This window comes from Streptomyces spirodelae, from assembly GCF_017676385.1.
In the GTDB taxonomy this organism is placed as follows: domain Bacteria; phylum Actinomycetota; class Actinomycetes; order Streptomycetales; family Streptomycetaceae; genus Streptomyces; species Streptomyces spirodelae.
Window position 1 is genome coordinate 448,747 of the sequence record NZ_JAFFZN010000001.1, and the last position, 14,928, is coordinate 463,674.

Sequence of the window (14,928 nt, forward strand, 5' to 3'; positions counted from 1 at the left end):
CCGTCACTGTAGCGGCGCCCGGTTCTCACCGGAGCGCAGTGGGATCGTCGCTCTGACCCGGAAGCCGCCGTCGGGACGCTGCCCCGCCTCGACGGTGCCGCCGAATGCCGCTGCCCGCTCCCGCATCCCCACCAGCCCGTTGCCACCACCGGTCGGCCCGGCGCCGGTGGCCGGGCCCTCGTCGTCGACGAGCAGCTCCAGCACATCGGCACCGTAGCCCACACCGATGCGGGCGGTGCGTGAGCCGGAGTGCCGCACGATATTGGTGAGCGCCTCCTGGACGACGCGGAACGCCGCCAGGTCCGCGCCGGGCGGCAGCGGCACAGGCGTGCCCTCGGTCCGCGTGGTGACCCGCAGCCCGGCGCTCGCGGCCTGCTCGGTCAGCTCGCCGAGCCGGTCCAGCCCCGGCGCCGGGGCACGCGGCGCCTCGCCCTCACCCGACGTCCGGAGGGTGGCGAGCACCTGCCGCACCTCCCCGAGCGCCTCCTTGCTGGCGGACTTGATGGTGGTGAGCGCCGTCCGGGCCTGCGCCGGGTCGGAGTCCAGCAGCGCGAGTCCGACGCCCGCCTGCACATTGATGACGGAGATGCTGTGTGCCAGTACGTCGTGCAGCTCGCGGGCGATCCGCAGCCGCTCCTCGTCGGCCCGGCGCCTGGCCGCCGCCTCTGCCTCCCGTTCCCTGCGCTCCCGTTCGGCGCGACGCACCCTGGCCAGTTCGCCCGCCGTGCACAGCGCGACCATCCATACGGCCATGAACAGGTCGGTGCCCCAGGGCCCCGGCCCGTCCCCCTGGGGCGGGAGCCAGCGGTAGAAGGTGTGGGACGCCAGCAGATGGCCGCACCACAGCACCCCCAGGGCGCCCCAGGTCGCGTACCGGTACCCGGCCACGAGCGCGGCGAACCCGGCGACCACGAGGCTGACCAGCACCGGCCCGTAGGGGTAGCCGGCGGCCAGATACCCCAGCGTCACCGCCGACGTGCCGAACACGGCGGTACGGGGATACCGGTGCCGCAGCAGCAGAAGGAGCGGCCCCAGCGTCAGCAGGACTCGCGCCGCGACGCCCGGAGCAACCGTGTCCGCCCGCTGGTTGTGCGCCGCGAAGCCCGTGCCCACCTGCTGGAAGACGAGGATGGCGAGCGAGGAGAGCCACGGAATGCGCCGCGCTGCCGGGGCCCGCCCGAACCCGCCCCACCACGGGGGAAGCGAGGGCCGCCACGCACCGAACGGCGGCAGGCTCCTCCCGGCCCCGGCCGGGCGCGCGGCGGCGCCGGCCGGGGCATCGGAGGCCCGGTCTGCCGGAGTGCCGGATGGACCGGGCGAGCCGGAGGGGCCGGGCCGGTCGGCGGAGGGCGGCGTGCTGGTCACATCCCTCACGCTAGCCCGGTACCGGCTGAGCGGCGTCAGCCGAGCGCGGTGCGCGCTGATACTCCCCGGGGAGTATCAGCGGCGGAGGCCCACCTGGTCGGCGAGGTGCTCGACGGCGTGGTCGAAGAACGCGTCGCGGGCGTCGACGACCTTGGTGAACTGCCCGAACAGCTCGAAACTGATCAGCCCGAACAGTTGCGACCAGGCGGCGACCACCTCGGCCAGCACGGCCGGTGGCAGTTCCACACCGAGGTGCTCGGCCAGCAGCTCGGCGTCCTTCAGCACGGCTTCCGGGGCCGCGGCACCGGAAGCGGGCTCGCGCAGCGCTCCACTCGTATGCGCGTCCCTTAGCACCGACAGCAGGGCCAGAGCTACTCGGGAGGCCGGCCTGGTGGTGCTGGCAGGCGCGGCGTACCCGGGCACGGGTGAGCCGTAGATCAGCGCGTACTCGTGCGGATGCGCCAGCCCCCAGGCACGCACGGCCCGGCAGACGGCCCGCCAGCGGACGAGATGCGAGTCCCCCGCTGATTCCGCCTCGGCGAGCGCCGCCTCGGCCGCCGCACCGACCGCGTCGTAGGCGTCCGTGATCAGCGCCGTCAGCAGGTCGTCGCGGCTGGGGAAGTACCGGTAGAGGGCCGACGAGACCATCCCGAGTTCGCGGGCCACGGCACGGAGGGAGAGGCGGGACGCGCCCTCGTCCGCGAGGTGGCGGCGCGCCTCGTCCTTGATCGCGTTGGTGATCTCCCCGCGGGCCCGCTGCCGGGCACCCTGAATCCTGCTCGTCATGGAGAGCAGTGTCTCAGATTGGAGAGCGGTGCTCAACAAGGGGAGCGGCGCACGCGAACGAGAGCGATGTTCGCCATCCGGATCAGCGTTCACTGACGAGAGCGCTGCTCTTGCATCGGAACATCCGAGGTGCAACACTGCTCCACACAGAGAGCAGTGCTCTCGAAACGGATCACCGCCCCGCCGCCAGCCGCTCCCTACGGAGGAAACCGATGTCGACCACGCCATACGTCCAGCGCCCCGGATGGTTCACCAACAAGATGCTGAACCCCCTCGTCTCCTGGCTCTCGCGGCGAGGGGTCAGCGTGGCAGGGTCGGGCGTACTCGCGGTCAAGGGCCGTAAGAGCGGCGAGTGGCGCCGCACCCCGGTCAATCCGCTCCACCACCGAGGCGAGATCTACCTGGTGGCCGCCCGTGGACATGTGCAGTGGACGCACAACATGCGCGCGGCGGGCGGAGGCGAGATCTTCCACGGCGGCCGCGGGCGGCGCTTCTCCGCAACCGAGGTGCCCGAAGCTGAGAAGCCGGACATCCTGCGGGCCTATCTGCGCAAGTGGAAGTGGGAGGTCGGGGCGTTCTTCCAGGGGCTGGGCCCGGACTCCTCCGACGAGGAGCTGCGCGCCGCCGCCGGACGCCACCCCGTCTTCCGGCTCACCTACCTCGACTGACCCGCGGAAAGGCTCACGAGAAGGGCTCACGGGAAGGCCCGCTGGAGGGCTCGCAGCCGGGCCCGCGGAAGGGCCGCGAGGGCTACGCGGGGCGCCGGGTCGCCGCCTCCTCGCCGCTGCTGCCGCCTGCCTCGTCGTCGCCGTCGGTGCCGTTCCCGGGCGTGGCCGCGCCGTCAACTGCCGCCTCTCGCCCGGCCTCCCGGCGGTCGAGGGTGTCCAGCGCGCGGCGGGCGACGGGGTGGACGCGGACGACCTCGGCGAGTGAGATGGCGCCGCGGGTGAAGCGGGCGAAGACGTTCCATGCGGGGCGGAACCCGGTGAGCGCGGCGTGGAAGAGACCCGGGCGGCGCGAGAAGATCCGCAGCAGCCGCCGTCCCACCCCCATCTCGACGCCGAGTCCCGCCTTGACTGCGAAGGCGTAGTTGAGAGCCTGCCGCCGTGCGTCCACCGCGTCGTGCGACTCGGCGATCCGTACGGCCCACTCGCCCGCCAGGCGCCCGGAGCGCAGCGCGAAGGAGATGCCCTCGCGGGTCCAGGGTTCCAGCAGCCCGGCCGCGTCGCCGCAGACCAGCACCCGGCCGCGGGAGAGCGGCGAGTCGTCGGCACGACAGCGGGTCAGATGGCCCGAGGAGACGCTGGGTTCGAATCCGGCCAGGCCGAGGCGCCCGATGAAGTCGTCCAGATAGCGCTTGGTGGCCGCGCCCTCGCCGCGGGCCGAGATGACACCGACGGTGAGGGTGTCGCCCTTGGGGAAGACCCAGCCGTAACTGCCGGGCAGCGGGCCCCAGTCCACCAGAACGCGTCCGGCCCAGTCCTCGGCGACGCTCTCCGGTACCGGGATCTCGGCCTCCAGGCCGAGATCGACCTGGTCCATCTTGACGCCTACGTGTGCCCCTATCCGGCTGGCGCTGCCGTCGGCGCCGACGACGGCGCGGGCCAGCACGGGCTCCTCCTCGCCGGCAAGGACGACGGCGACCGTGCGGCGGTCGGGAACGGCGGGGCCGTGCTGCTCGACGCGGGAGACCATGACCCCGGTGCGCACCTCGGCGCCGGCCTTGACGGCGGACTCGACCAGGCTGTTGTCGAACTCGTCCCGGTTGACGAGGCCGAAGAGCATGTTGCGGGAGCGGCGGGTGCGGGTGAGCTTGCCGTTGAGGGTGAAGGTCACGGCGTGCACACGTTCGCGCAGGGGCAGGTCGAAACCGGGGGGCAGCGCGTCGCGGGAGGGGCCGATGATGCCGCCGCCGCAGGTCTTGTAGCGGGGCAGTTCGGCCTTCTCCAGGAGCAGTACGCTGCGGCCCGCGACGGCTGCGGCGTAGGCGGCCGAGGCTCCGGCGGGTCCCGCGCCCACCACGACGACATCCCAGACGGGGCGGTCCTGGGCGCCGTCGGCCGCGGCCTCCTCGGCGGGGCTCTCGACGGTGTGTTCCGCTCCGGATTCCGCCGCCCGACCCGTGCCGGCGTGCTCCGCGGGCTCGACGTCTTCGTTCCCGGCTGCCTGCTCGCTGCTCACGATGTGTTGTGCTCCCGCTTGACCTCGGCTTACGGATGGCCCACCGCATCCTACGGGCCCGCCCATGTGCGATACACATGTCTCCGTACACGTGTGCCAACGTCGCACCCACAAGGAGCGTTCCCCATGCAGCAGCCTTCGTCCGACCCGACGGCTATGCCTTCCTCGCCCGCTTCAAGCGCTTCAACCACTTCAAGCGCTTCGCCCGCTTCAGCCGCTTCCGCCGCGTCTTCCCCGTCTTCAGTACCTTCAGCGTCTTCCGCCTCCAAGGCCGCAGACGTGGCGGCGACCGTCGCCTCGCTGATGCCGCGGGCGAGGACCGAACTCGCCGAGCTGGTGGCGTTCAGGTCGGTCGCGGACCCGGAGCAGTTTCCCCGGAGCGAGTGCGAGGGCGCGGCCGACCGGGTCGCCGAGGCGCTGCGCGACGAGGGCTTCGAGAACGTGGCGGCTCTCGACACCCCGGACGGCACCCGGTCCGTCTACGGCTACCTGCCGGGACCGGCGGGAGCGCCGACGGTGCTGCTGTACGCGCACTACGACGTACAGCCGCCGCTGGACGAGGCGGCCTGGCGCACCCCGCCGTTCGAGCTGACCGACGGCGCGGACGGGCGCTGGTACGGCCGGGGTGCGGCCGACTGCAAGGGCGGCTTCATCATGCACCTGCTCGCGCTGCGTGCCGCCAGGGAGAACGGCGGGCTGCCCGTCTCGGTGAAGATGATCGTGGAGGGCTCGGAGGAACAGGGCACCGGCGGTCTCGAGCAGTACGCGCGGCAGCACCCCGAACTGCTGGCCGCCGACACCATTGTGATCGGGGACGCCGGCAACTTCCGCTGCGGGCTGCCGACCGTCACCGCCACCCTGCGCGGCATGACGCTGCTGCGCGTACAGGTGGACACGCTCGAAGGGAACCTGCACTCGGGTCTGTTCGGCGGCGCAGCACCCGACGCGCTGGCTGCGCTGCTGCGCACCCTCGACTCGCTGCGGGACGCCGAGGGCAACACCGTCATCGACGGGCTCGAAGCGGACGCGCGGTGGGAGGGCATGCCGTATCCGGAAGACGATTTCCGGCGGGACGCCAAGGTGCTGGACGGGGTCGGTCTGATCGGTGGCGGCGCCGTCGCCGACCGGCTGTGGGCGCGGCCGGCCGTGACCGTACTGGGCATCGACTGCCCACCGGTCGTGGGCGCCACCCCCTCGGTGCACGCCTCGGCCCGCGCGCTGATCTCGCTGCGGATTCCGCCGGGCACGGACGTCGAGAAGGCCATCGAGCTGCTGATCGCGCACGTGGAGTCGCACGTGCCATGGCAGGCCCGCGTCTCGACCGAAGTGATCGGCAAGGGCCAGCCGTTCAGCGCGGACACCTCCAGCCCGGCGTACACGGCGATGGCCTCGGCGCTGAGCGCCGCGTACGACGGGCAGGAGATGCAGGTCGCCGGGATGGGCGGCTCGATCCCGCTGTGCAACGCGCTGGACGCGCTCTACCCCGACGCCGAGATCCTGTTGATCGGGCTGAGCGAGCCCGAGGCGCAGATCCACGCCGTGAACGAGAGTGTGGACCCGCGCGAGCTGGAGCGGCTGGCGGTGGCCGAGGCGCTGTTCCTGCGCGGCTACGCGGAGCAGACCACCGGAGCCTGACCACCAAAGCTGTGGCGGTAGGCGCGGCAGCTGCGTTCCGCGTACGGGAGTCGCTCCCCAGGCGTCAGCGCAGCAGGCGTCCCGAGCCGGTGGCCCCGGTCGGGACGCCGCCCTCCAGGTAGAGCGGATGTCCGGCTCTGCGGGCCCGCAGAGCGCAGCGCAGCCGCTCCAGCCGCACCGGAGGCAGCAGTTCGGCGGCTTCCTCCTCCGTGACGAAGCGCCAGCCGCGCAGTTCGGCGCTGGGCAGCAGGAGCGCCGCTGCTTCCCCGGCCGCGAGCCGTCCGCCGTCGAAGAGCAGCCGCATCCCGCCGAACCCCGGCGGGTGCGGCGGCTCCCAGTCGACGACGAGCAGCGCGAGTCCCCCTTCTCCGGCCAGCCGCAGCCCCAGTTCCTCGAACACCTCCCGCAATCCGGCCGCGCTGGGGGCCTCGCCCTGCTCGACGACGCCGCCGGGGAACTCCCAGCCGGGCTTGTAGGTGGGGTCGACGAGCAGGACCCGGTCCCGGTCGTCGAACAGCAGAATCCCGGCGGCGACCGTCTCGGCCGTCGGCTCGGGCGTCTGCACGATGTCCACCGCCCCCTCTCCCGCGCTGATCACCTCGGCGAGACGTCGGGCCGTACCGCGCGGGGTGAGGTGGGTGGTGTCGATGGTGTGCGCCTCCGCGGTGATCCATGGCAGCGCCTCCCGGTACGGGCCCAGGTGGCTCAGGCACCACGACCGGGTGGCGCCGCCGTCCGCGGCGGCGCGGGTGTCGATGCGTTCGCGCAGTACCGCCTCCTCGGCGTGCAGCAGCAGGTGACGTACGGGTATACGGCGGGCGGCGAAGGCGCCGAACATCTCGTCCCGGTACTCGCGCCGCAGGAGCGTCATCGGAGTGATCAACGGGCCGGGGACCTCGTTCAGCAGAGCGGCGGCCGTGTCCACCACGAGCCGCCGCCATGAACGCAGGTCCTGGAAGTCGGTTATCTGCGCGAGCCGTTCCTTGGGCAGCATCCAGCGCAGTTCGGCGCCGATGACCTCGGGATCGTAGAGCGTGCTGCCTGGCAGCAGGTCCAGGAGTTCGTACGCCGCGGTGGTCTTGCCCGCGCCGAACGCGCCGTTCAGCCAGACGATCACGGTGTTCCCCCCTCATCCGTTTCCCCGTTCAGTTGCCCGCATCACCCGGTGCGGGAAACGCGCCGGGTCGGCTCTCCCGGCGCGGAACGAGTCACGGCGCCCGCGCCCCGGCGCGTTCGGCAGGCGCGTGCGACCCCTCGGGGGATGGGGAACGGCCGGACGGGGATCAGCTCGGGGTCCAGCCCGGGTCACGCCCTGTGAGCATCAGCAGCCGCTCGAAGGGGGTGGCGTCGGGCGGCGGCGGGATCTCCTCGCCGAACACGCCGGCCTTGCGGGCCATGGGCGCCATCTCCTCGAACCCGGGACCGACCTCGCCGAGCGCGGCAGGATCGGGGCGGTAGTCCTGGCCCGTGGCGCGGGCCAGGTCCCAGCCGTGCACGACCAGATCGCCCATCACCATGTGCGCGACCGTGCGCTGCGGCAGGCCCATCCCCTGGGAGACGCCTTCCAGCGCGTCGGGCGCCGACCACGCCTCGGCCAGTTTCACCGTCTCGTCGCTGAAGCGGGTACGCCAGTCGCCCTCGAGATAGTCGGGGGTGGTGCTGAAGTCGGCCTCTCCCCGGGTAGCCAGCGCCTGGAAGCTGACGACGACGTGGAAGAGGTGGTTGAGCAGTGCCCGCACGTCGTAGTCGGCGCAGGGCGTGGGCCAGGTGAGCTGCTCGTCCTTGACACCGCGGATGACGGGGTCGGTGGCGCGGGCAGCGCTGTCGATGAGGGGAGAGAGTGCGTTCGCCATACCGTCACGCTATGCCCGGTCACCCGTCGCGAATTGAAGAAACGCGACATAGGATTTCCGTCATGGCAGGTCACAGCGACCGCGGCGAAGGCGCCACAGCGGGGTGGAAGGTGCCTGGCGACGCCGACGAGACCGGCGGCACCCGCCCCCGGAGCCCGGAGGGCGGCGCCCGTCCGCGCCGGGACACCTCGGGGGCCGGTCCGCGCCGGGACACCCGGGGGATCGTGCTGGCCCCCGACCTGCTGGCGCGGGTCCGCTTCCGCCGCAGGCTCCCGGCAGAGCCGCTCCGCCGCTGGGTCGAGCACTACTGGCTGATCGACTGGGACCTCCAGGAGCCGTACGTGTCCCAGGTCGTCCCGCATCCCTGCGTCAATCTGGTCTTCGAGCGGCGCGGTCCGGCCGGTCTCGCGCCCGTTACCGGGCTGGTCGCCGAGGTCGGCACCGGGGTGTTCACCACCAAGCTGGAGGGGACCGGCAGGGTGTGCGGGGTGCAGTTCCGGCCCGGCGGCTTCCGTCCCTTCCTCGCCCCGCCCCGCCCGCTCGCCACGCTGACCGGCCGCCACCTCCCGCTCGACGAGGCGTTCGGCACCGGAGGAGAGGCCACCTCCCGCGTCCTCGGCCCCGACCTGGAGGACGACCGGGTGGCGGCACTCGACGCCTTCCTGCTCTCCCTCTCCCCCGCCCCCGACCCGGCCGCCGACCGGGCGATGGCGCTGGCACACCGGGTACGTACGGACCGCTCCGTACTGCGCGTCGAGCGCCTCGCGGCGGACGCGGGCATGTCCGTACGGACCCTCCAGCGGCTGTTCGGCACCTATGTGGGCGTCACACCGAAGTGGACGATCCTGCGCTACCGCGTGCACGAGACCATGGAGCACGCCACCGCGCACCCCGGGACGGACTGGGCCCGGCTGGCGGCCGAACTCGGCTACAGCGATCAGGCACATCTGGTCCGCGACTTCACAGCCGCGGTCGGCGTCACGCCGTCCGCGTACGCCCGCGCCGCAGCGCAGGCCGCGCCGGCGGGTGACGTCGAGCGCGGGCCTGGCGACGAGGAGACGGTGCCGGGCCGGGCACCGTCATGACGACTGGTTGTCCCGCCCTGGACCCGTCGGCTCCCCGGTGAGCCGGTGCAGGGTGGAACGGGCCGTCTCCCGCAGCCCGTCCCACAGGGTGGCGCCCAGGTGCGAGGCGATGCTCGTGGGCAGACTGAGCAGCGCGGACGGGGCGAGCGAGGGAACGAGGCCGGTGCCGATCGCGGGGGCGGTGGCCTCGACCGCTGGTGGAGCGGCATCGGGCGGCGCGGCGGCGGTGCCGGCCACCGTCGGAGCGGCGGCGTCGGCCGCGTCCGTGCGGCCCACCGTGCCGAAGCGGCGCTGACGCTGCTGGTACAGCTCCACGGCGTGCCGCAAGTGCACGGTGCGGAAGTCGGGCCACAGTACGTCGAGGAAGACGAGTTCGGCGTAGGCACAGTGCCACAGCAGGAAGTTCGACAGCCGGTGCTCGCCCCCCGTGCGCAGCAGCAGGTCGACGTCGGGCAGTTCGGGCAGCAGCATGTGCCGGGCGAGGTTCTCGTCAGTGATCTCCGCGGCCGGAACCTCCTGGAGGAGGAGGGAGCGTGCGGCCTCGCACAGGTCCTGGCGGCCCCCGTAGTTGAACGCCAGGCTCAGTTGCAGCGTGCTGTTGTCGCGGGTGAGTTCCTCCGCCTCCCGCAGCCTGTCCAGCACCTCGGCGGGAACGCGGGGGTCCGTACGGCCCAGCAGGCGCAGCCGAACGCCGCGCTCGTGCATGCTCCGTGCTCCCCTGCCGATGACGTGCTGGGCGAGGAAGCGCACCAGGAAGCTGACCTCTTCCTCCGGGCGTGACCAGTTCTCCGTGGAGAAGGCGAACAGCGTCAGCCACTCGACCTCGTGCTCCAACGCGCCGTCCACAGCCGCTTCGAGGGCAGCGCGTGCGGCCATGTGGCCGTGGGTGCGCTCCAGCCCGCGGTGCTGGGCCCAACGGCCGTTGCCGTCCATGATGCAGGCGACATGCCTGGGAGGAACCCCGGGTGTCATCGACTCTCCAGTGAGCACGTAGAGCAACCAGTCACATCCGGAGAGTGCATGCCCGGATGCGGGTGCTTGTATCCCTTCGCCGCGGCACTCTCGGAGAAGACCGGCCGGGCTCCCCGGAGGCCACCGGCCGGCCGGTGCCGCGCGGAGCCCTGGGGAAGGTGTGCCGGGCGCCTGATGTGGATACCCGCCGGGCTGCGGCGCACTGGAGACGCCGCAGCTTGGAGACAGCGGCGCCGCCGGCCGGCGAAGTGAGCGGGCCGGACGGCGCCGGACAACCGGAATCCCTGCCACCGAGGAGGCCGGAGACCCATGTCAGCACAGCAGCCCAACGCGCTCCCGCTGCCCGACTACGACCAGTTGCCGGCCGGGAGTGTGGAGCACCGGATCAGGTCGCTGCGGAGTGGCGAGGTGCGGCAACTCCTGGAGTACGAGCAGGAGCACGCCGACCGGCCGCAGGTGGAGCAGATCCTGACCGCGCGCCTGGACCAGCTCGAATCCGGTGCCCAGCCCTCCGAGGGCGACCCCGGCGCGGCGGGTCCTGACATCCCGTCCGACACCCCTGGCTCCTCCCCCGTCTCCCCGGCGAGCGCGGCCGAACCGGAGGAGCCCCTGCGCCACGGCAAGCACGAACTGTGACCCTCAGGCCACCTGCAGCCCCAGTAGCTGCCAGCCGGCCGCGGCCGCCCCGATGAGGCCGGCGTCGGCACCGGTGGCGGCGGGGGCCAGGATGAGGCCGTGGAGGTAGGGCAGCGTCGCGTAGCGCTTCAGCTCCGCGCGGAGGGGGTCGAAGAGGACGTCGCCGGAGCGGGCCACCCCGCCGCCGACGACGGCGATCTCGAGTTCGACCAGGGCTGCGGTGGCCGCGATTCCGGCGGCGAGAGCACGGGCCGCACGCTCGAACGCGGCGCGGGCCGGTGGGTCACCGGCGCGCGCCGCAGCGGCGACGCCCGCCGCTGTGGCGTCCTGGCCGGGTCCGGGCCGCCAGCCCGCCTCCCGGGCACGGCGGGCGATATTGGTGCCGCTGGCGATGGTTTCGACACAGCCGCGCGAGCCGCAGGGACACGGGTCGCCGTCCATGTCGACGCTGATGTGGCCGATGTGACCGGCGTTTCCGGTGGGCCCCGAGTGGAGCGAGCCGCCGAGGACGAGCCCCCCGCCGACACCCGTGGAAACGACCATGCACAGCGCGTCGGTGCGGCCCTTGGCAGCGCCCTGCCAGTGTTCGGCCGCGGCGATGGCCGGACCGTCACCGATCAGTGAGACGGGCAGGTCGCCCACCCGTTCGCGTACATCGGCGACGAGCGGGTGGTCGCGCCAGGCGGGGATGTTGACGGGGCTGACGGTGCCCGCCTTGGCGTCCACCGGCCCGGCGCTGCCGATGCCGACGGCCCCGACGCGGTACCAGTGGGGCGTGGCGGCCAGTTCGCCGAGCACTCCGTCGACGGCTGCACCCAGGCGCTCGGCGCTCTCCCGCGCCGGGGTGGGCCGCTGGGTGCGGGCCAGCAGTCTGCCGCCGCTGTCCACCAGAGCACCCGCGATCTTGGTACCGCCGATGTCGAGCGCGGCGACGAGGTCGTTGGGCATGGGCAACTGCTCCTGCACGTGCGGCTGACGGACCCGCACGGTGCGCGGGATTGCCCGCTCAGTTTCGCAAGAGCCGGGGGATCTGACAACGTTGTCCAGACCGGTGGCGCCACCGCCGCTATGCTGCTCCGTATCGCGATCAACGACAAGGACTCCGACCGTGGCCGCCGACGTCTCCGACACCGCCGATTCCGCACGTCCCCCGCTCCCCACAGGTCCCCGAAGTGCGGGTGCGAGCCGCGGCGGGCCACGCCATGCGGGCCGCCCGACGATGAAGGATGTGGCGGCGCGGGCCGGCGTCGGCCTCAAGACGGTCTCCCGCGTCGTCAACGGCGAGGCGGGCGTCTCCAGCGACACCGAGCGACGGGTGCAGGAAGCCATCACCTCGCTCGGCTTCCGGCGCAACGACAGCGCACGGGTGCTGCGCAAGGGCACAACGGCCAGCATCGGGCTGGTCCTGGAGGATCTGGCCGACCCGTTCTACTCGCCGCTCAGCCGCGCGGTCGAGGAGGTGGCCCGGGCCCACGGCGCGCTGCTGATCAACGGGTCCAGTGCGGAGGACCCGGAGCGGGAACAGGAGTTGGCACTGGCGCTGTGCGCCCGCCGGGTCGACGGCCTGGTGATCGTCCCGGCCAGCGACGACCACCGCTATCTGGAGCCGGAGATCGCCGCGGGGGTCGCCACCGTCTTCGTCGACCGGCCGCCGGGGCGGATAGCGGCCGACCTGGTGCTCTCGGAGAACTTCGAGGGTGCACGCGCGGGTGTCGCCCACCTGATCGCGCACGGGCACCGGCGGATCGGCTTCATCGGCGACCGGCCCGGCATCCACACCGCCGAGGAGCGGCTGCGCGGCTACCGGACCGCGATGGACCAGGCGGGTCTGCCGGTGGCGGACTCCTGGGTGGCCCCGGGCAGTACGGACTCCGAACGGGTACGGGCGGACGCGGCGCGCATGCTGGACGGCGCCGACGGCACGGAACCGGTGACCGCGTTCTTCTCCGGCAACAACCGGGTGACCGTCACGCTGGTGCGGGTGCTGGCGGCGCCCGAGCGGCGGGACCGGCCGGTGGCGCTGGTCGGGTTCGACGACTTCGAGCTGGCCGACCTGCTCTCACCGCCGGTCACGGTCGTCGCCCAGGACCCGGCGGACCTCGGCCGCAGCGCCGCCGAGCTGCTGTTCAGGCGACTGGACGGGGCCGACGACGAGCCCCGCACGGTCTCCCGTCCGACGACGCTGATCGCCCGCGGCTCGGGCGAGATCCCTCCGCACGAGCGGTAGCCCGCGGCGCCGGTCACCCGCGCGGCACGGCACCGCCCGCTGTGCCCGGAAGGTGCCAACTCCCGTGCTTAAGTGGGTTCATGGCTGACGAAACCCCGGAAAAGACCACCACGAAGGACCCCGCGCCCGCGGGCCCCTCCCCCGCCGCGTCCACCGCACCAACCGCACCCGACGTGCTCACCACCGCACCCGGTTATCAGGTGCGACGTCTGTATCAGGCGTATCTGGCGGTGTGGTCGCGCCACGTCGGCCAGACGCTGACCGGACCGCAGTTCGCGGTCCTGACGACCGTACGGGCCCACCCCGGCCGGGACCAGAGCTCGCTCGCCTCCGCCGTGGCACTCGACACCTCCACCATGGCGGACCTGGCGCGGCGGCTGGAGAACCGGGGGCTGCTGGAGCGCCGAACGACGGCCTCGGACGGCCGCCGCAAACTTCTGCACCTCACCCCGGAGGGTGAACGCGCGCTCCGCGAAGCGGAAGGCAGGGCCCGCGCTCTGGACGACCGGCTGCTGGCCCGGCACGCTCCCGGGGGCCGCGAACGGCTTCTGCACGAGCTGACATCGCTGGCCGACGAATGGGAGCGACTGGGTACCGACTTCTAGGTATGCCATCCGATGTCAGGGGTTCCTCGAGGTCGGACCTGGCGAGCGCGGGACGCGAGGCGATCGGCGAGCGCGGTGACGAGGTCGCGCAGCTCATCGGGGCGCTCGATGACGAACGGCCGGTCGAGTGCGGCGAGGACCGGCGGCAGCCAGTCGAGCCGCTCAGCCCGCAGCTCGACGCGCAGCCAGCTCTCGCTCGCCCGGTCCTGGCCTGCCCCGGGCTCGGGTTCCGCCAGGTTCGCCACGGCGGCGGGGAGGTGGGCGCGGATCTGCTCAACTGTCCCGTGGATACGCAAGGTCACCTCGTGCCGGTACTCGGCCGTGGCGAACCCTGACAACACGCGCTGTGCCGGGCCGGGCCCGGCAGGCGCTTCGAAGGAGCCGGGCAGCATCCGCGCGTCCGCGATGCGATCGAGCCGGAAGGTCCGGTCCTCGCGGAGCCGGGCGTCCTCGCCCGTGACGTACCACCGGCCCGCGTGGGCGACGATCCCGTAGGCGTGCAGCGTGCGTTCGCTGCGCCGTCCGTCGCGATCGGTGTAGCGGATCGAGACCGGTCGGTGGTTGCGCACCGCATCGGCGAGGGTGAGCAGGACCCCGGAGTCCGGGGTGTCGGACTCCGGGGGCTGTGCCGTGAAGGCGAGGGATTCCAGGAGGGTGTCGAGCCGGCGGGCGATGTGCTTGGGCAGCACCCGCCGGATCTTCGCCGATGCCGTCTCGTTCGCCGTGCGCTGCGTGGTCGTCAGCCCCGCCCGGCGGCCGGCGACCAGGCCGAGCAGCACAGCCAGCGCCTCGTCGTCACTGAACATGAGCGGGGGCAAGCGGTACCCGGGAGCGAGCCGGTACCCGCCGTAGCGGCCGCGCACCGACTCCACGGGCACGTCGAGATCGGTCAGCTGGTCCACATAGCGCCGCACGGTGCGCCCTTCGACGCCGAGCCGGTCGGCCAGTTCGGCCACCGTCCGGGTGCCGCCCGACTGCAGCAGCTCCAGGAGCGTCAGCACACGGGCAGTGGGTCGGGGCATATCCGCAGCCTAACGTGAATACCGGACCGGTTCTGTCCCCTATTCCTCCTAGCCTGCGACGTGCACGCCTCCAGCACAGCCAAGGAGATTCCCATGGAGTTCGTCTCGATCCGCATCATCACCAGCGACGTAGCGCGTCTCGTCGAGTTCTACGAGCGCGCCACAGGGGCGCAGGCGACGTGGGCCACCGGAGAATTCGCCGAACTCAGGACCACGGGCGCCACCCTCGCGATCGCCGGCACCAGCACGGTCCCGGTCTTCGCGCCGGGCGCCGCACGCGCGGCGGACAACCACAGCGTGATCACCGAGTTCCTCGTCGACGACGTGGACCGCGTTCACGAGAACCTGACCGGCTTCGTCACCGACTTCGTCGCCAAGCCCACCACGATGCCCTGGGGCAACCGGTCGCTGCTGTTCCGCGATCCCGACGGCAACCTCGTCAACTTCTTCACCCCCGTCACCCCGGCGGCCATCGAGAAATTCGCACGCTGACGCACTCGCCGAGGCCGTGAGCCACGACAACCCCGGGTGGCCGCGCGAGACCTGGGCGGCCACCCGGGG

At 72.7% G+C, this 14,928-nt stretch carries 14 protein-coding genes and 1 pseudogene; 7 read left to right on the plus strand and 8 right to left on the minus strand.

Going from position 1 to position 14,928, the window contains the following annotated elements; translation table 11 throughout:
* Nucleotides 1-3 precede the first annotated feature (3 nt).
* Both JW592_RS02030 and JW592_RS02035 read right to left on the minus strand, forming a co-directional pair.
* The gene (locus tag JW592_RS02030; RefSeq protein ID WP_307805258.1) at nucleotides 4-1,365 is read right to left on the minus strand and encodes a sensor histidine kinase; all 1,362 of its coding nucleotides are present in this window, start codon (nucleotides 1,363-1,365) and stop codon (nucleotides 4-6) included.
* Between the two features lie 75 nt (nucleotides 1,366-1,440).
* Nucleotides 1,441-2,151 carry a TetR/AcrR family transcriptional regulator gene (locus JW592_RS02035; RefSeq protein ID WP_209263058.1) on the minus strand — a complete coding sequence of 237 codons (711 nt, stop codon included), beginning with the start codon at nucleotides 2,149-2,151 and terminating at the stop codon, nucleotides 1,441-1,443.
* 212 nt (nucleotides 2,152-2,363) lie between these two features.
* On the opposite strand from JW592_RS02035, the gene JW592_RS02040 reads away from it, so the two are divergent.
* Nucleotides 2,364-2,819, plus strand: coding sequence for a nitroreductase family deazaflavin-dependent oxidoreductase (locus JW592_RS02040; RefSeq protein WP_209263059.1), 456 nt, complete (start codon nucleotides 2,364-2,366; stop codon nucleotides 2,817-2,819).
* Nucleotides 2,820-2,901: 82 nt separating this feature from the next.
* Here JW592_RS02040 and JW592_RS02045 read toward each other — a convergent pair whose 3' ends face one another.
* Nucleotides 2,902-4,173, minus strand: coding sequence for a geranylgeranyl reductase family protein (locus JW592_RS02045; RefSeq protein WP_307805260.1), 1,272 nt, complete (start codon nucleotides 4,171-4,173; stop codon nucleotides 2,902-2,904).
* A gap of 432 nt (nucleotides 4,174-4,605) precedes the next feature.
* Between JW592_RS02045 and JW592_RS02050 the strand changes: the two are divergent.
* Nucleotides 4,606-5,967, plus strand: a pseudogene (locus JW592_RS02050) (dipeptidase); the annotation flags it as partial.
* A gap of 64 nt (nucleotides 5,968-6,031) precedes the next feature.
* On the opposite strand, the gene JW592_RS02055 reads toward JW592_RS02050, so the two are convergent.
* Both JW592_RS02055 and JW592_RS02060 read right to left on the minus strand, forming a co-directional pair.
* The gene (locus JW592_RS02055; protein WP_209263061.1) at nucleotides 6,032-7,084 is read right to left on the minus strand and encodes an NUDIX hydrolase; all 1,053 of its coding nucleotides are present in this window, start codon (nucleotides 7,082-7,084) and stop codon (nucleotides 6,032-6,034) included.
* A gap of 166 nt (nucleotides 7,085-7,250) precedes the next feature.
* Complete coding sequence (locus JW592_RS02060; protein WP_209263062.1) at nucleotides 7,251-7,820, minus strand: TIGR03086 family metal-binding protein; 570 nt, start codon at nucleotides 7,818-7,820, stop codon at nucleotides 7,251-7,253.
* Between the two features lie 62 nt (nucleotides 7,821-7,882).
* Here JW592_RS02060 and JW592_RS02065 point away from each other — a divergent pair, with 62 nt between their 5' ends.
* Nucleotides 7,883-8,905, plus strand: a complete 1,023-nt coding sequence (locus JW592_RS02065) for a helix-turn-helix domain-containing protein (protein ID WP_209263063.1) — start codon at nucleotides 7,883-7,885, stop codon at nucleotides 8,903-8,905.
* Here the strand turns inward: JW592_RS02065 and uppS are convergent.
* On the minus strand, nucleotides 8,900-9,877 hold the full coding sequence (gene uppS / locus JW592_RS02070; RefSeq protein WP_209263064.1) for a polyprenyl diphosphate synthase: 978 nt from the start codon (nucleotides 9,875-9,877) through the stop codon (nucleotides 8,900-8,902). The two genes, JW592_RS02065 and uppS, sit on opposite strands and share 6 nt — an antisense overlap.
* Nucleotides 9,878-10,186: 309 nt before the next feature.
* Here uppS and JW592_RS02075 point away from each other — a divergent pair, with 309 nt between their 5' ends.
* Nucleotides 10,187-10,513 carry a DUF8129 domain-containing protein gene (locus JW592_RS02075; protein WP_209263065.1) on the plus strand — a complete coding sequence of 109 codons (327 nt, stop codon included), beginning with the start codon at nucleotides 10,187-10,189 and terminating at the stop codon, nucleotides 10,511-10,513.
* A 3-nt stretch (nucleotides 10,514-10,516) separates the two neighbouring features.
* Here JW592_RS02075 and JW592_RS02080 read toward each other — a convergent pair whose 3' ends face one another.
* Nucleotides 10,517-11,461 carry an ROK family protein gene (locus tag JW592_RS02080; RefSeq protein WP_209263066.1) on the minus strand — a complete coding sequence of 315 codons (945 nt, stop codon included), beginning with the start codon at nucleotides 11,459-11,461 and terminating at the stop codon, nucleotides 10,517-10,519.
* Between the two features lie 271 nt (nucleotides 11,462-11,732).
* Here JW592_RS02080 and JW592_RS02085 point away from each other — a divergent pair, with 271 nt between their 5' ends.
* Together JW592_RS02085 and JW592_RS02090 are read left to right on the plus strand one after the other, a co-directional pair.
* On the plus strand, nucleotides 11,733-12,740 hold the full coding sequence (locus tag JW592_RS02085) for a LacI family DNA-binding transcriptional regulator (RefSeq protein WP_209263067.1): 1,008 nt from the start codon (nucleotides 11,733-11,735) through the stop codon (nucleotides 12,738-12,740).
* An 80-nt stretch (nucleotides 12,741-12,820) separates the two neighbouring features.
* A complete protein-coding gene (locus JW592_RS02090) occupies nucleotides 12,821-13,345 on the plus strand; it encodes a MarR family winged helix-turn-helix transcriptional regulator (protein WP_209263068.1) in 525 nt (174 codons plus the stop codon).
* Here the strand turns inward: JW592_RS02090 and JW592_RS02095 are convergent.
* Nucleotides 13,342-14,367, minus strand: coding sequence for a helix-turn-helix transcriptional regulator (locus JW592_RS02095; protein ID WP_209263069.1), 1,026 nt, complete (start codon nucleotides 14,365-14,367; stop codon nucleotides 13,342-13,344). The two genes, JW592_RS02090 and JW592_RS02095, sit on opposite strands and share 4 nt — an antisense overlap.
* 93 nt (nucleotides 14,368-14,460) lie before the next feature.
* Here JW592_RS02095 and JW592_RS02100 point away from each other — a divergent pair, with 93 nt between their 5' ends.
* A complete protein-coding gene (locus tag JW592_RS02100; protein WP_209263070.1) occupies nucleotides 14,461-14,859 on the plus strand; it encodes a VOC family protein in 399 nt (132 codons plus the stop codon).
* The last annotated feature ends 69 nt before the right edge of the window (nucleotides 14,860-14,928 follow it).